Origin of the sequence: Pyxidicoccus sp. MSG2 (assembly GCF_026626705.1) — a bacterium.
Taxonomy (GTDB): Bacteria; Myxococcota; Myxococcia; order Myxococcales; family Myxococcaceae; genus Myxococcus.
Genome location: NZ_JAPNKC010000001.1, coordinates 640464 through 660635, shown reverse-complemented (window position 1 = coordinate 660635; position 20172 = coordinate 640464). Strand labels below are relative to the sequence as shown.

14 protein-coding genes are annotated in these 20172 nt (G+C 70.0%); 10 read left to right on the top strand and 4 right to left on the bottom strand.

Going from position 1 to position 20172, the window contains the following annotated elements:
• The first annotated feature begins 69 nt into the window (after positions 1-69).
• The 10 genes from glyQ (at position 70) to polA (ending at position 16994) form a co-directional block, all read left to right on the top strand.
• A complete protein-coding gene (gene glyQ / locus OV427_RS02800; RefSeq protein ID WP_267854568.1) occupies positions 70-1062 on the top strand; it encodes a glycine--tRNA ligase subunit alpha in 993 nt (330 codons plus the stop codon).
• Positions 1052-3163 (top strand): glycine--tRNA ligase subunit beta, encoded by a 2112-nt coding sequence (gene glyS / locus OV427_RS02795; RefSeq protein ID WP_267854567.1) that lies wholly within the window; start codon positions 1052-1054, stop codon positions 3161-3163. The genes glyQ and glyS overlap by 11 nt, the downstream gene beginning before the upstream one ends.
• A 187-nt stretch (positions 3164-3350) precedes the next feature.
• Positions 3351-4811, top strand: a complete 1461-nt coding sequence (locus tag OV427_RS02790) for a YncE family protein (RefSeq protein ID WP_267854566.1) — start codon at positions 3351-3353, stop codon at positions 4809-4811.
• Entirely contained in the window at positions 4808-6970 is a 2163-nt protein-coding gene (locus OV427_RS02785) for a hypothetical protein (protein WP_267854565.1), read from the top strand. The genes OV427_RS02790 and OV427_RS02785 overlap by 4 nt, the downstream gene beginning before the upstream one ends.
• Before the next feature lie 63 nt (positions 6971-7033).
• Positions 7034-7900, top strand: a complete 867-nt coding sequence (locus OV427_RS02780; RefSeq protein ID WP_267854564.1) for an FHA domain-containing protein — start codon at positions 7034-7036, stop codon at positions 7898-7900.
• A gap of 103 nt (positions 7901-8003) precedes the next feature.
• Positions 8004-8534 carry an A24 family peptidase gene (locus OV427_RS02775; protein ID WP_267854563.1) on the top strand — a complete coding sequence of 177 codons (531 nt, stop codon included), beginning with the start codon at positions 8004-8006 and terminating at the stop codon, positions 8532-8534.
• A gap of 38 nt (positions 8535-8572) precedes the next feature.
• Entirely contained in the window at positions 8573-10021 is a 1449-nt protein-coding gene (locus OV427_RS02770; protein ID WP_267854562.1) for a type II and III secretion system protein family protein, read from the top strand.
• Positions 10022-10177: 156 nt separating this feature from the next.
• Positions 10178-11956, top strand: a complete 1779-nt coding sequence (locus OV427_RS02765; protein WP_267854561.1) for an ATPase, T2SS/T4P/T4SS family — start codon at positions 10178-10180, stop codon at positions 11954-11956.
• A 6-nt stretch (positions 11957-11962) separates the two neighbouring features.
• Positions 11963-14221 carry an FHA domain-containing protein gene (locus tag OV427_RS02760; RefSeq protein ID WP_267854560.1) on the top strand — a complete coding sequence of 753 codons (2259 nt, stop codon included), beginning with the start codon at positions 11963-11965 and terminating at the stop codon, positions 14219-14221.
• Positions 14222-14264: 43 nt separating this feature from the next.
• Entirely contained in the window at positions 14265-16994 is a 2730-nt protein-coding gene (gene polA / locus OV427_RS02755; RefSeq protein ID WP_267854559.1) for a DNA polymerase I, read from the top strand.
• A 318-nt stretch (positions 16995-17312) separates the two neighbouring features.
• Here polA and OV427_RS02750 read toward each other — a convergent pair whose 3' ends face one another.
• The 4 genes from OV427_RS02750 to OV427_RS02735 all read right to left on the bottom strand — a co-directional run bounded on the left by OV427_RS02750 (position 17313) and on the right by OV427_RS02735 (position 20154).
• On the bottom strand, positions 17313-17837 hold the full coding sequence (locus tag OV427_RS02750; RefSeq protein WP_420718240.1) for a hypothetical protein: 525 nt from the start codon (positions 17835-17837) through the stop codon (positions 17313-17315).
• A gap of 200 nt (positions 17838-18037) precedes the next feature.
• Complete coding sequence (locus tag OV427_RS02745) at positions 18038-19312, bottom strand: peptidase MA family metallohydrolase (RefSeq protein ID WP_267854558.1); 1275 nt, start codon at positions 19310-19312, stop codon at positions 18038-18040.
• A gap of 11 nt (positions 19313-19323) precedes the next feature.
• Positions 19324-19623: a DUF167 domain-containing protein gene (locus tag OV427_RS02740; protein ID WP_267854557.1), complete on the bottom strand. Its 300-nt coding sequence runs from the start codon at positions 19621-19623 to the stop codon at positions 19324-19326.
• A gap of 3 nt (positions 19624-19626) precedes the next feature.
• Positions 19627-20154: a DivIVA domain-containing protein gene (locus OV427_RS02735; RefSeq protein ID WP_163997405.1), complete on the bottom strand. Its 528-nt coding sequence runs from the start codon at positions 20152-20154 to the stop codon at positions 19627-19629.
• Positions 20155-20172 lie beyond the last annotated feature (18 nt).

Below are 20172 nucleotides of genomic sequence, written 5' to 3'. Positions count from 1 at the left end.
GCTCTGGACCCCCCTCACTAGGGTCCGCGCGTTTCTCCTTCGACGCACTGCGAGAAGGATCCGCCAGTCATGTATTTTCAAGACCTCATCCTGACGCTGCAGAAGCACTGGGCCGACCAGGGCTGCATCATCGCCCAGCCCTACGACCTCGAGGTCGGCGCGGGCACCATGGCCCCCACCACCTTCCTCCGCGCGCTCGGTCCGGAGCCCTGGAACGTGGCCTACGTGCAGCCCTCCCGGCGCCCCGCGGACGGTCGCTTCGGAGAGAACCCCAACCGCCTGTTCCAGCACCACCAGTTCCAGGTCATCCTCAAGCCCGCGCCCAAGAATGTGCAGGCACTGTACCTGGAGTCGCTGCGCAAGATTGGCATCGACCCGATGGAGCACGACCTGCGCTTCGTGGAGGACGACTGGGAGTCGCCCACGCTCGGCGCCTGGGGGCTGGGCTGGGAGGTCTGGTGTGACGGGCAGGAAGTCACCCAGTTCACCTACTTCCAGCAGTGCGGCGGCTTCGACTGCAAGCCCGTGGCGGCGGAGCTGACGTACGGCCTGGAGCGGCTCTGCACGTATCTGCAGAGCGTGGAGAACGTCTTCGACCTCGAGTGGGTCAAGGGCGTGAAGTACCGCGAGGTCTTCCACCCCAACGAGGTGGAGATGAGCAAGTACGCGCTCCACGAGTCGGACCCGCAGATGCTCTTCGCGCTGTTCGACGCGTACGAGAAGGAATGCAAGCGGCTCATCGAGCGTCAGTTGCCGCTGCCCGCGTATGACTACGCGCTGAAGTGCTCGCACGCCTTCAACCTGCTGGACGCGCGCGGCGCCATCTCCGTCACCGAGCGCGCCAACTTCATCAAGCGCGTGCGCGACAACGCGCGCCTGTGCGCGGAGGGCTACCTCCAGATGCGCGAGCGGCTGGGCTACCCGCTCTTGAAGACGCCGTGGACGGTGGGTGAGCAGCCCCCCGTGCTCGAGGGCAAGCCGGCGAGCGACTACTGGAAGACGGTGCAGCTCAACAAGCCCGTGGAGAAGAAGGAGAAGGCGGAGGTGGCCCGTGGCGCGTGACCTGCTGCTGGAAGTGGGCGCCGAGGAGATTCCGGCGTCGTTCATCGGTCCGGCGTTGGAGGACCTCCAGCGGGTGCTCACCGAGCGCATGGCCGAGGCCCGGCTGAAGCACGGCGAGGTCCGCGTCTTCGGCACCCCGCGGCGCCTGGCGGTGTGGGTGAAGGGTGTGGCGGACGCGGGCGAGGACATCGTGAAGGAGGTGCTGGGGCCCAGCGCCAAGGCGGCCTTCGACGCGCAGGGCAACCCCACCAAGGCGGCGGAGAAGTTCGCCGAGAGCCTCAAGCTGTCGGTCGACAAGCTGGGCCGCGCCACGACGCCCAAGGGCGAGTACCTGTCCGCGCGCGTGGAGGAGAAGGGCCGCCCCGCGGCGGACATCCTCCAGGAGGCGCTGCACACGGCGGTGCACTCCATCAACTTCAAGAAGTCCATGCGCTGGGGTGACGTGGACCAGTCCTTCGCGCGCCCGGTGCAGTGGCTGGTGGCGCTGCTGGGCGGCGACGTGCTGCCTGTCATCTTCGGCGACGTGAAGAGCGGCCGCACCACGTACGGCCACCGCTTCCTCTCGGGCGGGCCCATCGAGCTGAAGGCGCCCGCGGACTACGAGGGGGCGCTGGAGAAGGCGCACGTGGTGGCGGACGTGGCGAAGCGCCGCGCGCAACTGGTGGAGAAGCTCGGCGCGGCGGCGAAGAAGGCCGGTGGTCAGCTGCTGGAGGACGCGTCGCTCGTGGACCAGGTGACGAACCTGGTGGAGCAGCCCAACCCCGTGGTGGGCAGCTTCGAGGCGCGCCACCTGGACCTGCCCCCCGAGGTGCTGGTGCAGGAGATGAAGAGCCACCAGCGCTACTTCTCGCTGGTGGACGCGGGCGGCAAGCTGCTGCCGAAGTTCATCGCCGTGTCCAACACGCCGGTGCGCGACGAGCAGCTCAGCCTGCGCGGCTACCAGCGCGTGCTGGCCTCGCGCCTCGCGGACGGCCGATTCTTCTTCGACGAGGACCGCAAGACGCCGCTGCAGGACCGCGTGGAGAAGCTGGGCCGCGTGGTGTGGCAGAACCAGCTCGGCACCTATCTGGAGAAGGTGGAGCGCTTCCGCTCGCTCGGCATGTGGCTGGCGCAGAACACCGGCAGGGCAGGGGAGTCGGCCACGATTGAGCGCGCCGCCACGCTGGCCAAGGCGGACCTCGTCACCGGCATGGTGGGTGAGTTCCCCGAGCTCCAGGGCGTCATGGGCCGCGAGTACGCGCGCGCCAGCGGCGAGCCGGAGGCGGTGGCGCAGGCCATCTACGAGCACTACCTGCCGCGCGGCGCCGAGGACGCGCTGCCCACGCAGGACGCGGGCGCGCTCATCGGCATCGCGGACCGGCTCGACTCGCTGACGGGCATCTTCGCCATCGGCAAGGCGCCCTCCGGCGCGGCGGACCCGTTCGCCCTGCGGCGCGCGTGCATCGCCATCATCCGGCTGGTGCTGGGCCGCGGCTACCGCTTCAGCCTCGCCGCCGCCGTGGACGAGGCGCTGCGGCTGCTCGCCCCGAAGCTCACCAACGTCAAGCGCAAGGCCGGCGAGCCCGCCCCGCGCGAGCAGGTGCTGGAGTTCTTCCGCGGCCGCCTCAAGGCGCTGTGGGCGGACCAGTACCGCACGGACGTGGTGGAGGCGGTGCTGGCCGCCGGCTTCGACGACCTCGTGGCCGCGCAGAAGCGGCTGGAGGCCCTGAGCCTCATCGTCGGCCGCGCGGACTTCCAGCCCCTGGCCGTGGCCTTCAAGCGCGTGGCCAACATCGTGGAGAAGCAGGGCAAGGACGTGAAGGGCGGGCAGATCAACCCGCAGAAGCTGGTGGACGAGCCGGAGCGCCACCTGCACACCGCCTTCACCCAGGCTCGCAACACGGTGACGGGGCTGGTGCAGGCGGACGACTTCGCCGGCGCCCTTCGCGAAATCACCGGCCTCAAGCCCGCCGTAGACACCTTCTTCGACAAGGTGATGGTGATGGCCGAGGACAAGGAATTGCGTGAGAACCGCATCCGGCTCCTCACGGAGATTGGCGCCCTGTTCAACCAGGTGGCCGACTTCTCGAAGATCCAGGCTGAGGCGTCCGCGGCGGCCTGAGCGCCACCGCGCACGGTTGGTTGCCCTCCGGGGGATGAAGCAGGCCTCCGGAGGGAGAGGTATGACTTCCAGGGACGTCGCGGGCCCCTGGGGGTGCCGTGACGTCCGCTGTCGGGCGCCCGGGAATGACGGGCCCCGTTTCCGGTTGCCCGGGGGGAGGCCCCTTCCTACACTCCGCCCCCCTCTGATGCGCGCCCATCTCCTCACCGCCGCGCTGCTGCTCGTGTCGTGCGATACCACGCCCGAGCCGCGGCCTCCGCCGTCCACCCGCCTCGTCTACCCGAGTGGCCTCGCCTTCTGGCATCCCGACGGAGGCCCGTCCACCAACGGGTACCTCTACGTGGCGAGCGCCAACTTCGACAAGTGCTACGACTCCGGCGCGGTGTCCGCGCTGGACCTGGATGCGCTGGGGCTCCGCCCGTTCGGCGCGCCCTTCACCCGCTCGGTCGAAGAGGACCGCGCGACGCTCCTCGTGGACCTGGGCGTCGGCGCGTCGGCGAACGTGCAGATCGACAGCTTCGCGGGCGAGATGGCCCTCTGGCTCCCGCCCGGCCGCAGCCCGCGCCTGTTCGTCCCGACCCGCGCCGAGGGCAGCTTCCTGCACGCCGTCGACGTGGGGGCGGACGGCCTCAGCCTGACGTGCGTACAGGGCGGCAGCGGACGCGACTGCCGCGACGGCGCGCTGTCGCTCCTCGACGTGCCGGGCGCCACGGCCGGAATCCCGTCGGCGCCGGGCCCGGTGGGCGTCACCGTGGAGCGCACCAACCCGGACTCCCGCGTCTGGGTGACCCACTCGGAGATTGTGGGGCCGGAGGAGTCGGGCCGGGAGGCCGAGTTCCAGTCGTACCTGGTCGACCTCCCCGCGGCGGACCCCAACCGGGACGCACTGGGCGTGGGCAACTTCTCGCCGCTGGGCACCAACGGCCGGCTGTCCGGCGCCGCGAACTCCGCGGCCCTCGGCGGCCGGTACGTGTACGTCTCCGGACGCAACTCCTCGTCCACCCAGCTCGGGGCGCTGGCCGCGCGCTTCATCCTGCGGCTGGTGGACCGGAACTCGACGGACCGCGTGCTGGAGAGCGACGTGGAGCTGGTCTACTCCGTGCGCGAGGCGCGCGGTGTCGCCGTCGTGCAGCGCCCCTCCGTGGCGAACCCCACGGTGCTGGACCCGAACCGCGAGCGCGTCTACCTGCTGGCGCGCGGGCCGGACACCCTGCTGGTGATGGACGTGGAGAACGCGCTCCAGGACCTCCCGACGCTTCACGTCGTCACCGCGGTGCCCCTCCCCGAGGGCTCCTCCGAGGTGGAGGTCATTCCCCGTACCGTGGGCCGCGGCAACATCGTCGCGGTGACGGGCAGTGGTGACGAGGCCGTCGCCCTCTTCGACGAAGAGGTGGGCCAGCTCGTCGCCCAGGTGCTGGTGGGAGAGCAGGACCCGAGCCAGCCCGCCCAGCCCTTCGGCCTGGCGGCGGACGTGCGCGGCAACTCGGCGCGCCTCTTCGCGAGCACCTTCGGCGACGGCCGCGTCGCCGTCATCGACATTCCCGACCTCGACCGGCCGCAGGACGCACGGATGGTGGCGCGGATCGGCCCGCGCCAGCTGCGCGACCCGCGCCAGGGCACCAGCGTGTGCCAGGAGACCTCCCCTTGAAGCGCAGCGCTCTCGTCCCTGGCGGTACCCTTGCCGTCCTCCTCGCCTGCGCCGGGCTTTCCGGCGCCTGCTCCGACTCCAACGTCACCACCGGCATCGCCGGCCTGTCGGGCACGTATGACCTGGTCCTCTCCAACGACCTCATCTTCGTGACGTCCTCGGACGACGACGACCTGCGGGTGCTGGACCTGAGCAAGGTCCCGCGCGACTTCATCGCCGCGCCCAACCCGCTGCAGGCGCTGTCCGTCCCCGTGCTGGAGCGGCCGGACGCACTCACCCACGACGTGAGCTACGTCGTCCTCGCCGACGGAGCCCCCGGCGCCGGCACCGCCGACGTAGCGGGCCCGTACGTCTACGCGCGCAGCTCCGGCTCCCAGGAGATCTCCGTGGTGGCCGCGGATAGAGCGCGCCTCGTGGAGGTGGCCCGCCTGCGCACGGGCGGCCTCGTCACGGCCTTCGCCGCACGCGCGCCGGCGGGGGAGGGCGCCCCCAGCGTGCTGTACTACGCGCTGCAGACGCCGCCCGCCGGAGTCACCTGCACGGCGAGCGTCGTCATGCGCCAGGAGCTGCCCGGCCCGGATGTGCTCTCGGAAGAGACGCGTCCGGCCCCTGTGCCGGTGTTCTGCCTCAACCCGCGCGAGTCCGCGGCGGCGCTGCTGGTGATGCCGGAGGCGGGACAGTTCGTGCTGGCCACGCGCAGCAACACCAACCTTCCCCCCGCGCTCCCCGGGCGCACGCTGCTGCTCACCGAGGCGGCGGCGGGCGGGCTCGCGAGCGTCACGAGGGACCTGTCGGCCGGCTTCGACGGCGCCCCGGTGCGCCTGCTCGCCACGCACCCGCAGGTGACTCGCGTCTTCGACAACCCGGCAACGACGGGCGTGAACGAGGAGGAGATCCTCACCGCCGGCCAGTTCATCTACGGCGTGCTCGACGAGGCCGCGTGCGGCGCGGGCCCTCAGTGCTCGGGCGTGCTGGCGGTGGAGTCCGCCACCGGCGCGCATGCCACGGACCTCAGCGGCGCGCCGATGCTGCCCATCATCGTGTCGGGCCTGCCCACGGGGCTGGCCATCGTCCCCGAAGGCAATGTGCGGCTGGTGCTGACCGACGGCACCGGCGGCACGGCCACCGTGCCGCTGCTGGGCATCCTGCCGTCGTCCACCGGTGTCATCACCCTGTTCAACGCCAGCGACCGGCGCATGTTCGACCTGAACCCGGCCGGGGCCAGCGTCGCCGTGGAGATCCGCAACGCGGCGGAGCAGGTCGTGGACCGGGGCGTCGCCAACATCAGCACGGTGGTGCCCGTGGAGCAGACCGTGGAGTACGTGAACCCCACGGACTCCTCGCGCCGGGCCGTCCGCAAGACGCTCTTCGAGGGCTCGGTCATCAGCAGCCTCTACCGCATCGTCTACCAGGGCATCTTCCCGACGATGGCGTCGCTGAGCCGCGACCTGTCGGCCCCCGCGCTCTTCGAGGTGGACCAGCCCACGGACCCGCGCCAGCAGGTGGCGGTGGGCGACATCATCGAGCTGGCGGGCGACGACGTGGTGTGTGACACGGACCTCGTGGTGACGGCCGTGGTGCCCACCACCGCCGGCCGCGTCCGCCTGGAGAGCGCCACCCCCATCCCCGACGGCTGTTCCACCCTGCCTCGCTTCAACGTCCGGGTCGCGGGGGATCAGCCCTTCATCCTCCTCAACGACTCCGGCACGCTGCTGGCCCGGGACATCACGGGCGAAACGGCCGAGTACCGGATTCCCACGAGCTACTACTTCCATCCGGCGGGCCTGCTCACGGCGACCGCCGAAGTGGACGACGTGACCAATGTGGACCCCCCGGCCTGGACGGTGCCGGCCTTCCCGGCGACGCCGCCGGACATCGTCATCCGGGTGGCCGTGCCCTCGGTCGCCGGGCGGCTCACACGCGGAGACCGCTTCGTGGTGACGCTGGACTCCGGCATCCGGACCCACACGTTTGGTGTGGATACCACCACCGCGGGAGTGGGGCTGAATTTCTACACCCTGCCGGGCCCCGTGGTCGCCGCGCCGAAATCGGATCTGGCCTACATCGCCTACCCGTCCGCGGACGGCATCCTCCAGGTGAACCTGGGGCTGGTGGTGGACAACACCCTCAACGCCAGCGCGCTCAATCCCTTCGAGTAATTGGGCTCCCCGGGGGGGCTCTGCTATCGTCCGGGACATCCTGAATCACCCGAGTCAAGACCGATGATCGATCAGAACTCCCGCCCCGCCCGCAAGGTCGGCATCGCCGACCATCTGTGGGAGACGTACGAAGAGATGGCCCAGCAGATGGGCTCGGATCGCGATGCGCTGATCAACCAGGCGCTCTTCATGTTCGCGCGCCTCAACGGCTTCATCGAGGTGAAGTCCCGGGGCGAGGCACCCGTGGCGGCCGCCCCCATTGCGTCCGCGCGGCCGGCCCCGGTGGCCGCGGCGCCGGCTCCGGCCCGGGGCGCGCCCCCGGTGCTGGCCCCCGCGCCCAAGCCCGAGTCCACTCCCCAGCCGGCCCGTCCCGCCGGCCGCGGCGCCGCGCCCGTCGAGGACCGTGGCTCGTCCTCCAACGGCCTGGACAATGATCCGGTGCGCCGCGAGGTCGCCGAGCGCGTACTGGAGACGGCCGCGGAGCTCGAGCGCCTCATCAAGGGCAAGAACGAGCCGCCTCCTCCCAACGACGACATCATCGAGGACGAGGAGGAGCCGCTTCCCGAGCCCGAGGACCCGGCGATGGAGGACGAGCCCGCCGAGGAGGCCGAGGAGGAGCCCGCGGACGAGGTGGCCGAGGAGGAGGAGCCCGGCGCGCTGTACCTCGTCACCGAGGCCGGAGACCAGGAGCGCATCGTCAAGGACCGCTTCGTCATCGGCCGCGGCAAGCACTGCGACTTCGTCATCAACTCCGGCAAGGTGTCCCGCGAGCACGCCGTCATCGTCCACGAGGGGAATGACTGGATCATCGAGGACCTCGGGTCCTCCAACGGCACCTGGTACAACAAGCAGCGCATCAAGCGCCGGAAGATCGAAGACGGCGACGAGTACTTCATCTGCAGCGAGAAGATTCGCCTCATGGTGAGCTGACCGGCGCACCTCCCCGCAGGGCTTCCGGATGTTCGACAATTGACGGGCTCCGGCCTCGCTGGTTTGATACCGGACGGCCTGCCACGGATGGGACAGGCGATGGATGACGCCTGTTCAGATCGCACTGTGGACGGTCCTTGGAGTGGCCCTGGTGATCTCGGTGGTGACGGATGTGCTGCGCCGGGAAATCCTGGATGCCGTCACCTATCCGCTGATGGCGGTGGCGCTGGGCGTGCGCCTGGCCACGGAGGGCTTCGGGGACCTGGAGCACGGGGTGCTCAGCGGGCTGGTGGCGGGGGCGGGGCTGGCGGTGCTGCTGTTGCCGGCGGCGCTGCGCGGGCGGATGGGGTGGGGTGACGTGAAGTTGATGGGCGGGGTGGGGGCCGTGCTGGGATTCCCAGCGGTGCTGGCGGCCGCGGCCTTCATCTCACTGGTGGGCGCGCTCCAGGCGGTGGTGACGCTGCTCTGGCAGGGCGCGGTATGGGACACGTTGGCGGCGGTGGTGCGGCGGTGGGCGGCGCGGGTGCGGCTGGCGAGCGCGGACGCGCAGCCTTCGACCCAGCGTCACATCCCCTACGGGGTGGCCATCGCGCTGGGTACTTTCTGGGCGCTGTGGTGGCAACACGGAAGCTGAAGCTCGGGTTCGCTCGGACACTGGAAGGGATACGGACGATGTTCACACGCTTCACGCATGCCGCGGCGCTGAGCGCCCTGGTCGCCCTGGTGGCCGGCGGCAGCGCCCTGGCGCAAGAGGGCAGCACCGTCAGCCTCGGCGTCGGCTCCCAGAAGGTGCTCACCATTCCCGGCCTGAGCCGCGTCGCACTCGGCGACCCGACCATCGCCGAGGTCAAGACGCTCGGCTCCGGCCAGCTGCTCATCACCGGCCTCGGCGAGGGCAAGACGACGCTCCTCGTCTGGAAGACCTCCGGTCAGCGCGTCAGCTACCTCGTCGCCGTCCGCAAGCAGGACCCCAACGAGGTCATCTCCGAAATCAAGCGCCTGCTGGGCGAAATCGAAGGCGTCTCCGTCCGCATGGTGGGTGACCGCATCTACCTGGACGGTCAGGCCTACACCACGCAGGACGCGGACCGCATCAACGAGGTGGTCAGCCTCTATCCGAACGTGAAGTCGTTCGTGAAGATCGCCCCCAACGCCAAGAAGCTGGTGGCGCAGAACCTCAACGCGGCCTTCCAGAAGGCCGGCCTCAAGAACGTCCAGGCCAACGTGGTGGGCGCCACCATCTTCCTGGAGGGCTCCGTGGAGAGCCAGCAGGACCTCCAGAAGGCGGAGCTCATCACCAAGGCCATCGGCGAGAAGGTGGAGAACCTGCTCGTCGTGGGCATCAAGCGGATGATCCTCTCCGAGGTGCAGTTCGTCGAAATCCGCCGCAACAGCCGGGACCGCTACGGCATCAAGTACCCCACGGACATCTCCGGCACGGCGGCCGCCTCCGCGACGATTTCGCAGCAACTGTTCCCCGGCACGTTCGGCGAGGGCGCGGGCACCCTCGGCCTCAACGCGGGCGCGGACTTCTCCATCGGCTTCCAGGGCAACGACGGCTACGGCCGCCTGCTTGCCCAGCCCAAGCTGGTGTGCGCCAGCGGTGAGAAGGCCGAGTTCCTGGCCGGCGGCGAGGTGCCCATCCCCCTCATCACCAACAATCAGTTCTCGGTGGAGTACAAGAAGTACGGCGTCATCCTGAACCTGCGCCCCACCGCGGACCGCAACGGCAACATCCAGACGGAAATCGAGGCGGAGGCGTCGGAAATCGACGCGTCGGTGTCGGTGTCCTTCGGTGGCTCGTCCGCCATCCCCGGCTTCCGCACCCGCAAGGTGAAGACCAACGTCACCGTGCGCCACGGGGAGACCATCGTCCTGTCCGGCGTGTTCAGCCACGACGAGCAGAAGTCGGTGTCCAAGATTCCGGGCCTGGGTCACATCCCGATTGTCGGCGAGCTCTTCAAGAGCCGCGGGTTCGACTCGACCAAGCGCGAGCTGGTCATCTTCGTCACCCCGCGCATCGTCAACCCGGACTCGGACAAGGTCCGGACCATCATCGAGGACGTGAAGAGCCGCTACAAGCAGGCCCGGTCCGAGGTGAACTTCAACATCTTCGACTGAGGTCCGGGGGCCCCGGGCCCCCGTTCCTGGCTCCCCGCGGGCCGGCGTCCTCCCCCGTTTCCGGGGCGGGTGCCGGCCCGTCGCCTTGCGGGCAGGCATGCCGCAGCGCCTGGAGCTTTGAGGACGAAGAGGCGCTTGCTAGCATCCGACCCCACCATGTTTCTCATCACCCTCGCGGAAAAGGGCGGCGGGACCGAGCAGCGAGAGTACCAAAAGAACGAAGTCACGATCGGCCGCCTGCCCGGCAACGACATCATCCTCGCGAAGGGAAACGTCTCCAAGTACCACTCGCGGATCGTCGCCAAGGACGGGAAGTTCATCATCGTGGACATGAAGTCCACGAACGGCACCTTCGTGAACGGCAAGAAGATTGCCGCGCCTCAGGTACTCAAGCCGACGGACCAGGTCTCCATTGGCGACTACATCCTCAACGTCGAGGCCCTGGAAGAGGGCCCGGCGATGACGCGCGCCGGGGCCCCGGAAGAGGAGGGCTACGACGACGGCGAGGAGCCGTACCCCGAGGAGGAGGAGCCGTACGAAGAGGAGGAGGAGCCGTACGAAGAGGAGGAGGCTCCCGCTCCGGCGCCCGTGGCCGGCCGCATGCCGGCGTCCATGGCGTCCGCCATGGCGAAGAACAAGAAGAAGGTCGACCCGCGCATCGAGCGCTACACCCGGCTCCAGAAGGAGATCCACGACCGGCTCATCGAGTACCTCGATTTGCGCCGCATGGACATGGACCGGCTCGGGGACGACGAGCTGTGGCGCCGCACCGAGAAGGCCATCCGCGACATCATCGACCAGATGGAGGCGGACGGAGAGCTCCCGGAGGACGTGGACCGGGAGGAGCTGCTCACCGACGTCATCAACGAGGCGCTGGGCCTGGGGCCCCTCGAGGCGTTCCTCGCGTCGGATGAGATCAGCGAGATCATGGTGAACCACGCCAACCAGATCTACATCGAGCGCAAGGGCAAGCTGACGCTGGCGGAGAAGACCTTCTCCTCCAACCAGGCGGTGCTCGGCGTCATCGAGCGCATCGTGGCGCCCATCGGCCGGCGCATCGACGAGTCCAGCCCGCTGGTGGACGCGCGCCTCAAGGACGGCAGCCGCGTCAACGCCATCATCCCCCCGCTGGCGCTCAAGGGTCCGTGCATCACCATCCGCAAGTTCAAGAAGGACTCGCTGAAGATCCAGGACCTGGTGAAGTACAAGACGCTCACCGCGCAGATGGCCGAGTTCCTGGAGATGTGCGTGAAGGCCAAGCGCAACATCGTCATCTCCGGCGGCACCGGCTCCGGGAAGACGACGACGCTGAACATCATCAGCTCCTTCATCCCCGACGGTGAGCGCATCATCACCGTGGAGGACGCCGCCGAGCTGCAGCTGCCGCAGGAGCACTGGGTGCAGTTGGAGAGCCGTCCGGCCAACCTCGAAGGCAAGGGCTCCATCACCATCCGTGATCTGGTGAAGAACTGCCTGCGCATGCGTCCGGACCGCATCGTCGTGGGCGAGTGCCGCTCCGGCGAGACGCTGGACATGCTCCAGGCGATGAATACGGGCCATGACGGCTCGCTCACCACGCTGCACGCCAACACGCCGCGAGACGCCATCGCCCGGCTGGAGACCATGGTGCTGATGTCCGGCATGGAGCTGCCGGTGAAGGCCATCCGCGAGCAGATTGCGAGCGCGGTGCACATGATCGTGCAGCAGACGCGCTTCTCCGACGGCACGCGGAAGATCAACTACGTCACCGAGGTGTCGGGCATGGAGGTGGACATCGTCACCCTCCAGGACATCTTCTATTTCAAGCAGGATGGCTTCACGGAGGACCACAAGGTCCGGGGCCGCTTCGTCGCGTCCGGTTTCGTACCGAAGTTCTACGACGAGCTGCAGCGCAAGGGCATCCCCGTCAACATGAGCATCTTCCGGGAGGATTGACGCGTCATGCCCACCCTGGTCGTCCGTCTCCCCGACGGCTCCGAGAACGAACACGAAATCACTGGCGAGCTGAAGCTGGGCCGTCAGGCGGGCAATGACCTCCTGCTCACCGAGGGCGGGGTGTCTCGCAACCACGCGAGGGTCTTCGAGGACGGCGGCGCCGTCTTCATCGAGGACCTGGGCAGCGCCAACGGCACCTTCGTGGACGGTGAGCGCATCGCGGACCCCACGCCGCTCACCCCGCAGTCGGAGGTGGTGCTGGGGGACTACACGCTGCGGCTCAAGGTCGCGGCGGCGCCCTCCCGCTCCGGTCCGCGCAAGGCGGCGAAGGCCGCGGCGCCCCCCGCCGAGGAGATGCCGGTGGGCGCGGAGGGCAGCGGCGCGCGCGCGACGCGGGCCCTGCCGAGCCTGAAGGCGAGGCCGCCCGCGGGCGCGCCCCCGCCGAAGCGGCCCGCGAGGCCCGCGAAGCCGGCCGGTGCCGTGGTGGAAGGCGGCGCGGCGGGCGGTGGCGCGGGCCCCATGCTCAAGGGCCTGGTGGGCCCGTGGGCCGGCCGGACGTATCCCCTCAAGGGCAAGGTGCTGGTGGGGCGGCAGCCTCCGGCGCTGGTGATGCTGGAGGACGACTCGGTCAGCCGGCGGCACGCGGAGCTGGAGGCGACGGCGTCCGGCGTGACGGTGAAGGACCTGGGCAGCGCCAACGGCACGTTGCTCAACGGCGAGCCGCTGGGGCCGGAGCCGGTGGAGTTGCAGCCGGGCGACCAGCTCCAGTTCGGCGTGGTGGAGATGTCCTTCGAAGCCGAGGACGTGGCGCTGGCCGCGCCGGTGCGGCGGGGCTCGGGTCCCGTCCCCACGCGGCGCGGTGGGGCCGCGGCGGCGCCGTCGGAAATGGAAGCAGCGCCCCCGAGCCGCAAGAAGCTGATGATGGTGGCCGGCGGCGTGGTGGGCCTGCTGGTGGTGGCGGCGGTGGTGAAGGTGGCCATGCCGGGCGCCGGGCCGGCGGACACGCCGGTGGACCCGGCGGGCGCGGTGGTGGACCCGGCGGAGCAGATTCAAGCGCTGCTCAGCGAGTGCCGCTCCTACGCGTCCAACGAGCTGGGCTCATCACCCAACTGGGCCCGCGCGGAGGAGAGCTGCACCAAGGCGTTGGACCTGGACCCCATCCACCCGGAGGCCAACACCCTCATCCGGCGCATCAAGCTGGAGAAGGAGTCCTTCGATCACTATTCGACGGGCGAGAAGGCGCTGCAGCGCCTCAAGCCGGATGAGGCGCTCGAGGCCTTCAGCAAGATTCCGAAGGAGAGCGAGTACTTCCGCCGCGGCAAGAGCAAGGCGCGCGAGGCGGCCGAGCAGGTCACGAAGCGGGCGCTGGACGACTGCAAGCGCTACCTGGGCAACTCCCAGTTGAGCGCCGCGGTGCCGCGCTGCGAGCAGTACATGGCCGTCTGGTGCCAGGGGCAGCCGCGCGAGGACCTGCAGCCACCGCTGGGCTACACGATGAAGCTGGAGGGCCGGCTGCGCCGCAACGAGTGGCGGCCCAAGGACTCGCTCTACGTGCGCTTCCTCATCGCGCGGTTCCGGTTGGACCCGAACGCGGCGCCGTGGGTGTGCCCGGTGACGGAAATCATCGGCCCGGACGAGGCGACCACCGACCCGCGCTCCGTGGTGGACGCGGCGGTGAAGAAGCGCTTCGGCCACAAGCTGCTCCAGGCGGCCATGATGGACTACTGGGCCGGCCGCGGCAGCGAGGCGCTGGCCACCCTGCAGAAGCTGCGCGGCAACTACGAGGCCGCCGCGTTCCACGCCCAGTCGGACGAGCTGGTGCGCATCATGTCCACGGTGGATCAGCTCTTCAAGAATGGTGAGACGTTCCTCGCTGGTGACGACCCGGAGAAGGCCGCCGAGCCCTTCCGCGAGGCGCTGCAGGTGGACAAGGAGCTGATGCTGGACCTGGCCGAGTCCAAGCCGTCCTTCTACCGGCGCAACATCCTCCAGGACATGGCGGAGAAGTCCTACCAGCGGGGCAGGGAGTGGGCGGACCGGCAGGACAAGCGTCGCGCGTGCAGGATCTGGAAGCTGGGCTTCGGCTTCTACGCGGGCAACCCGGACCTGAACAAGGCGGCGGCCTTCTGCTCGAGCAACGCCTCGGACGCCCTCCGGGCGGCGGGCGCCTGCCCGGACCTCGCGGCCGTGCTCGACTACGCCGTCAAGGGCGACGGCATCGCGGAGAAGGTGGACGAGAAGAAGAAGGAGTGGAGCTGCCCCTGACGCGACATGGACAGGGGCGGACGGGCGCGCTAGGCACGGGGCCATGGCCGACACCAGCCCCTCGCGCTCCGCGCCCACCCTGGTCCTCATCGACGCGTCCGGCTTCATCTTCCGCGCCTACCATGCGATTCCGCCCCTCACGACGAGCAAGGGCGTGCCCACCAACGCCGTGCTGGGCTTCACCCGCATGGTGCTCAAGGGGCTGAGGGAGCTGAACCCCACGCACGTGGCGCTCGCCTTCGACAAGGAGAGCCGCACGGAGCGGCAGAAGATAGACCCCAACTACAAGGCCAACCGCGAGGGTCCGCCCGAGGACCTGGTGCCGCAGTTCGCGCTCATCCGCCGGGTGGTGGAGGCGCTCAACCTGCCGGTGCTGGAGATGGCCGGCTGGGAGGCGGATGACGTCATCGGCACGCTGGCGGTGAAGGCGAAGGCCGAGGGCTTCTGCGTCCAGGTCGTCACGGGCGACAAGGACTTCGTGCAGATTGTAGAACCGGACGTGCGCCTGTTCGACCCGATGAAGGAGACGCACACCGGGCCGGACGAGGTAAAGGCGAAGCTGGGAATCGAGCCCCGGCAGATGCGCGACTACCTGGCCCTCATCGGTGACGCGGTGGACAACGTCGCCAAGGTGCCGGGCATCGGCCCGAAGACGGCCACGGAGCTCATCCAGCAGTTCGGCGACGTGGAGACGCTGCTCTCCAAGCTGGACGAGGTGAAGAAGCCGAAGATTCGCGACGCCATCGCCTCGCACCGCGAGAGCCTGCTGCGCGCCAAGCAGCTCGTCACCTTCAAGACGGACCTGCCGCTGGACGTGAAGATGGCGGACCTGGCCCGCAAGGCGGTGGACCCGGCAAAGGCCCGCGAGCTCTTCACCGAGCTGGAGTTCTACGCGCTCATCAAGGACCTGCCGCAGCAGGGCTTGCCAGAGGCCGCGCCGAAGGAGAAGGCCGCGCCGCTGGCCGCCGAGCACAAGCTGGTGGGCACCGAGGCGGAGCTGAAGGCGCTGGCGGATGCGGTGCGCGCGGCGGGCACCGTCAGCCTCATCCCCGCGTACGAGGGCATGCCCTTCGCCACGAAGCTGGTGGGCCTGGGCGCCGCGCTGCCGGACGCGAGCACGTACTACGTGCCGCTGCGCCATGGCGTGCTCGGCGCCACCCAGGTGAAGCCGGAGTCCTTCACGGCCGCGCTCAAGGCGGTGCTGGAGGATGCGGCCGTGAAGAAGGGCGGGCACGACCTCAAGGCGCTCACCCTCGTCCTCGCCAACGAGGGAATCACGTTGCGCGGCGGCCACGACGACGTGGAGCTGCTCAGCTACCTGCTCAACCCGTCCCGCCGCGAGCACGCGCTGGCGGACCTGGCGCGCGAGCGCCTGCAGACGGAGCTGCCCGCGCTGCCGCCCGCGGCCGAGGGCAAGCGGGGCAAGAAGGACAAGGCGCTGGCGGACCACACGGTGGAGGAGGTGGCCGCGGGCTTCGCCATCCGCGCGGAGGCGGCGCGGCGGCTGGCGCCGGAGCTGTGGAAGGAGCTTCAGGCGGCGAGCCTGGCGGAGCTGGCGCGGGACATGGAGCTGCCGCTGCTGCCGATTCTCGCGCGGATGGAGCAGCGGGGCGTGAAGCTGGACACCACCGAGCTGGCCCGCATCTCCGTGAAGGTGGACGCCGCCGTCGAGGCGCAGGTGAAGGAGGTCTACAAACACGCCGGGCGCGAGTTCAACATCGGCTCCAACCCGCAGCTGGTGGAGGTGCTCTTCTCGCCCCAGCCGGAAGGGCTGGGGCTGCCCATCATCAAGAAGGGCAAGACGGGCCCGTCCGCGGACATGGAGGTGCTGGAGAAGCTCTCCGAGGAACACCCGCTGCCGGCCGCCATCATCGAGTACCGCAGCCTCACCAAGCTGAAGAGCACCTACCTGGACACGCTGCCCACGCTGGTGGCGGCCGACGGGCGCATCCACACCACCTACCACCAGGCGGCCACCGCGACGGGGCGCCTGTCGTCCACGGACCCCAATCTCCAGAACATCCCCGTGCGCACCGAGCTGGGCCGCGAAATCCGCCGCGCCTTCGTGGCCGCGGAAGGGCACCAGCTGGTCAGCGCGGACTACAGCCAGGTGGAGCTGCGGCTGCTGGCGCACATCGCGGAGGACCCGGTCCTCATCGACGCCTTCCTCAACGACCAGGACATCCACACCCGCACGGCGGCGGAAGTCTTCGGCGTGCCCCCGGAGCAGGTGGACCGCGAGCAGCGCCGCAGGGCGAAGATGGTGAACTTCGGCATCGCCTACGGCCTGTCACCGCACGGCCTGTCCGCGCGGCTGGGGATTCCGCAGGAGGAGGCGCGCGACATCATCGAGCGCTACTTCACGCGCTACGCAGGCATCCACCGCTACCTGCGGGAGACCGTGGATACCGCGCGCAAGACGGGCTACGTGGAGACGCTCTACGGGCGCCGCCGGTACATGCCGGACCTGAACTCGAAGAACCGCGGCGTGGTGCAGGCCGCCGAGCGCGCCGCCATCAACATGCCGATTCAGGGCACCGCCGCGGACCTCATCAAGAAGGCGATGCTGGTGGTGGACGCGGCGCTGCGCGAAGAGGGCCTGCGCACCGTCATGCTGTTGCAGGTGCACGACGAACTCCTCTTCGAGGCGCCCGACGCCGAGGTGGAGCGGGTGAAGGCCCTGGCGATGAAGGGCATGTCCTCGGTGGCCTCGCTGAAGGTGCCGCTCAAGGTGGACGTGGGCGCGGGCCGGAGCTGGGCGGACGCGCACTGACGCGGCGCACCCCCAAAAAGTACGGGAGGAGCGCCCACCCCCGTAGGCGCCCCTCCCGTGTCCCTGCTCTCCACCCAGGCTCCCCAGCCTGACCCCACAAAAGTGCCGACCCGTCCGACCGGCGATTCGCGCGGACCCCCATCCACGCGTCTTGCCAGCAGCTCACGAGGCGCGCTCACCACTCCCCAGTGGGAACACGCTCCCCAAAGGCACGCCACGGGCCCCCACCCACGGCGCGCTCCCTCCCGCCGGCCTCGGACGCTCCCCAAGACGGGAGCATCAAGCCGGACGGGTCGGCAAACCCGACCAACCCCTTCCTCAGTGCATCGCTGGACGCCCGTCCTTCGCGTCCGGCGTGGTGCGCTTCACTCGTGAAGGTCTCTCGAAGTACTCGACGACCAGACCTCCAAAAGCCACCCGGGGGCCGTCCGCGCGCGGATCCTTGAGCCGCTGCAGCAGGGCCACCGCCGAGTCCACCGCCTCATCCACCGCGCGGTTGATGCGCTCGCGCTCCCAATCCCCGCCGCCCAGCACCTCCGCGGCGTCCACCAGGCAGCGCCGCAGCGCCGCGAATTCCTCGTAGAGGGCGCGCGCGCCGCGCTCTGGCGACAGGCGGAGCACCGCCCGCGTGCGGCTCCAGGGGCTCGTCTCCTCGCCCTCCAGCGTCCGCCCCACCTCGCGGATGAAGGGCTCCACCAGCCCGTCCAGTTGTCCGAGCGAGGCCGCTGAACCGTCCGCCTCATGCGTGGCCAGCCGCATCCGGCGCCACAGCGCCGCGATGCGATCCGGCTGCTGGCGGAAGAACCGCGCCAGCACCGCCGCCTTACGTCCCCGCTCGTTCATGTCCAGTGCCTTCCGCATCGCGACGGGAGGCATAGCAAGCCGACTGCCAACGCCCTGGAGGTACCATTTTCCAGGAAAATCAACCGCTTGGGCTCACCCCTAGAGCAGGCAGAGGAGCATGCAGCAGGTAATTTCTTCCGGGGGGCTGACTGTAGGGGTGTCCGAAAGCACTGGGGTCCCCCGGTGGGGAGGGCACCTCGTCAGTGCAGGGTGGGCTTCGGGGGGCGGGGGCCCGCCGGAAGGTCCGCCACGGACTCGCCGGACGTCTCCTCCGGAGGCTCTTCCGGGGCCTCACCCGGCGCCTCGCTGGCGAGCGGGGGCGTCTCGTGGGGGCCGCTGACGGCCTCCTGCGAGTCGTGCGACTCGAGGGCGTCCGACTCGTTGGAGGTGGCGCCGGCGGGCCACTCGGGCCAGGTCAGCGCCGGGGCGGGGCCGGCGGCGTCCGGGCCGGGGAGGGCGCCCGGCAGGGCGGCGGCGCGCGCGGCCAGCACCCGCAGCGCGGCGTCCTCCGCGGCGTCCTGGGCGGCCATCTCCGCCAGGCGCGCTTCCTTCTGCTGGCGCCGGCGGATGTACGCGGCGACGCACAGGGCGGAGGCGGCCAGCCACAGCAGCGCGGAGCTGGTGGTGAGGGGCAGCCAGCCGTACCGCGCCGCCAGGCCCTCGCGCCAGTCCGTCTCCTCCACCAGCAGCGACGTGCGGAAGGCCTTGCCGAAGGCCTGCTCGAAGGGCTCGCCGTCGCGCACGCCGTCCACCAGCACGCCCATGGCCTGGGGGCCGAACTTGCCGGACAGGTGCGCCACGAAGGCGGCGCTCTGCGCGTAGGCAATCTCCACGTCCGACGGGTGGTCCGGCCAGGAGTCCTCCAGGTCCTCGAAGTGGAAGACGCGCTCCTGCGTCACCGCGCGGAAGAGGGCGGAGTAGTGCGTGAGGGAGTAGCGCTCGCCGGTGACGTTCTGCGCCACGCCCTCCTGGAACCAGCGGGGCCAGCCCTTCGCCAGCTGGCCCAGCGCCACGTGCGCCAGCTCGTGCCGCAGCGTCTGCTGGCCGTCCGGCTCGTAGAGGCTCAGCGCGTCCAGCAGGATGATCTGGTGCGCCGGGTAGGCCAGCGCCACCGCCCAGCCGGGAGGCCGGCCTCCGGGCAGCGCCAGCGCCTCGAACTCCGTGCGGCCCACGCCCAGGCGGATTTCGGTGATGCCGGACCAGTCGCGCCCGAGGATGGCGCCGAAGCTGTCGCGGATGCCTTCAATCTGTCCCGCAAGGTCCTTCGCGGCCACGGTGGCCGCCGCGGTGTGGAGGATGCGGAAGCGCTTCGTCGTCACCTCGCCGGTGACGCGGGACGGGCGCTCATGGGGCACGAGCACGGCGTCATCCACCACCACCTCGTGCGCATGGGAGCCATGCGTGTCCCCCGGCTCCTGGGCCAGGGCTCGGGGTGCGGCCAGCAGCAGCGGAAGCAGGAGGAGCAGGTGGCGCATGTGCGGCGGCCTCACGTTTGCCCAGACATAACAGCCTCGGCCCGCGCCGCATCAACCCCCACCACCTTCACCCGCTTGCGGCGCGACGCGTCACCGGACGTGAGCGTCACCTGCCGGCGCGGGACGCCGAGGTGCTTCGCGAAGAACTCCAGCAGGGCGGCGTTGGCCTCGCCGTCCACGGGGGGCGCGGCGAGCTGCACCTTCAGGAGGCCGTCGTGTTCACCCACGACGCGGGTGCGCGAGGCGCGCGGCTGGACGAGCACCGCCAGCTCCACGCCGTCGGGGACGGCCTTCAGCCAGGGTGGGGCCACGGGCTATTCGCCCAGGTTGGCCTTCTTCTGGGAGAGGTAGGCCACGTTGTCCTCGACGCGCGCGTAGTCGCGGTCCGCGAAGGAGGGGCCCTTGAAGGTCTCCAGCAGCTTCTGGTGCGCGTCCAGCACGGAGCGCACCTGGGACTCGAACTGGGTGCGCTGGCGCTTCAGCTCGTTGATGTCCTCCACCACCTGCACCAGCCGCTGGTGGGCGCCGTGGACGATCTTCTCCGCCTGATGCTCGGCGTCCGCGATGATGATTTCCGCTTCCTTCTTCGCGGCGGCCTTCAGGTCCTCGCTGATGCGCTGCGCGGTGACCATCGTCTCCTGGAGGGTGCGCTCGCGCTCCTGATGCTGCTCGAGCTTGAGCTGCGTGCGCTTCAGCTCCTCCTTGAGCGCGATGTTCTCCTTCACCACCTCTTCGAACTCGCCGGCGATCAGCTCGAGGTGGGCCTCCACCTCGCGGCGCGAGAAGCCGCGCAGGGCCGTTTCGAACCGCTTCTGCCGGATGTCGAGCGGGGTGATCTTCATGGCCCCGCATTCTAGCGC

Bases quoted from the DNA above. Each gene is read 5' to 3' on its own strand.
- OV427_RS02770 (WP_267854562.1), top strand. From the start codon at position 8,573: ATGTTCACACGCTTCACGCATGCCGCGGCGCTGAGCGCCCTGGTCGCC.
- OV427_RS02775 (WP_267854563.1), top strand. From the start codon at position 8,004: ATGACGCCTGTTCAGATCGCACTGTGGACGGTCCTTGGAGTGGCCCTG.
- OV427_RS02765 (WP_267854561.1), top strand. From the start codon at position 10,178: ATGTTTCTCATCACCCTCGCGGAAAAGGGCGGCGGGACCGAGCAGCGA.
- OV427_RS02780 (WP_267854564.1), top strand. From the start codon at position 7,034: ATGATCGATCAGAACTCCCGCCCCGCCCGCAAGGTCGGCATCGCCGAC.
- OV427_RS02750 (WP_420718240.1), bottom strand. From the start codon at position 17,837: ATGAACGAGCGGGGACGTAAGGCGGCGGTGCTGGCGCGGTTCTTCCGC.
- polA (WP_267854559.1), top strand. From the start codon at position 14,265: ATGGCCGACACCAGCCCCTCGCGCTCCGCGCCCACCCTGGTCCTCATC.
- glyQ (WP_267854568.1), top strand. From the start codon at position 70: ATGTATTTTCAAGACCTCATCCTGACGCTGCAGAAGCACTGGGCCGAC.
- OV427_RS02745 (WP_267854558.1), bottom strand. From the start codon at position 19,312: ATGCGCCACCTGCTCCTCCTGCTTCCGCTGCTGCTGGCCGCACCCCGA.
- OV427_RS02735 (WP_163997405.1), bottom strand. From the start codon at position 20,154: ATGAAGATCACCCCGCTCGACATCCGGCAGAAGCGGTTCGAAACGGCC.
- OV427_RS02760 (WP_267854560.1), top strand. From the start codon at position 11,963: ATGCCCACCCTGGTCGTCCGTCTCCCCGACGGCTCCGAGAACGAACAC.
- OV427_RS02790 (WP_267854566.1), top strand. From the start codon at position 3,351: ATGCGCGCCCATCTCCTCACCGCCGCGCTGCTGCTCGTGTCGTGCGAT.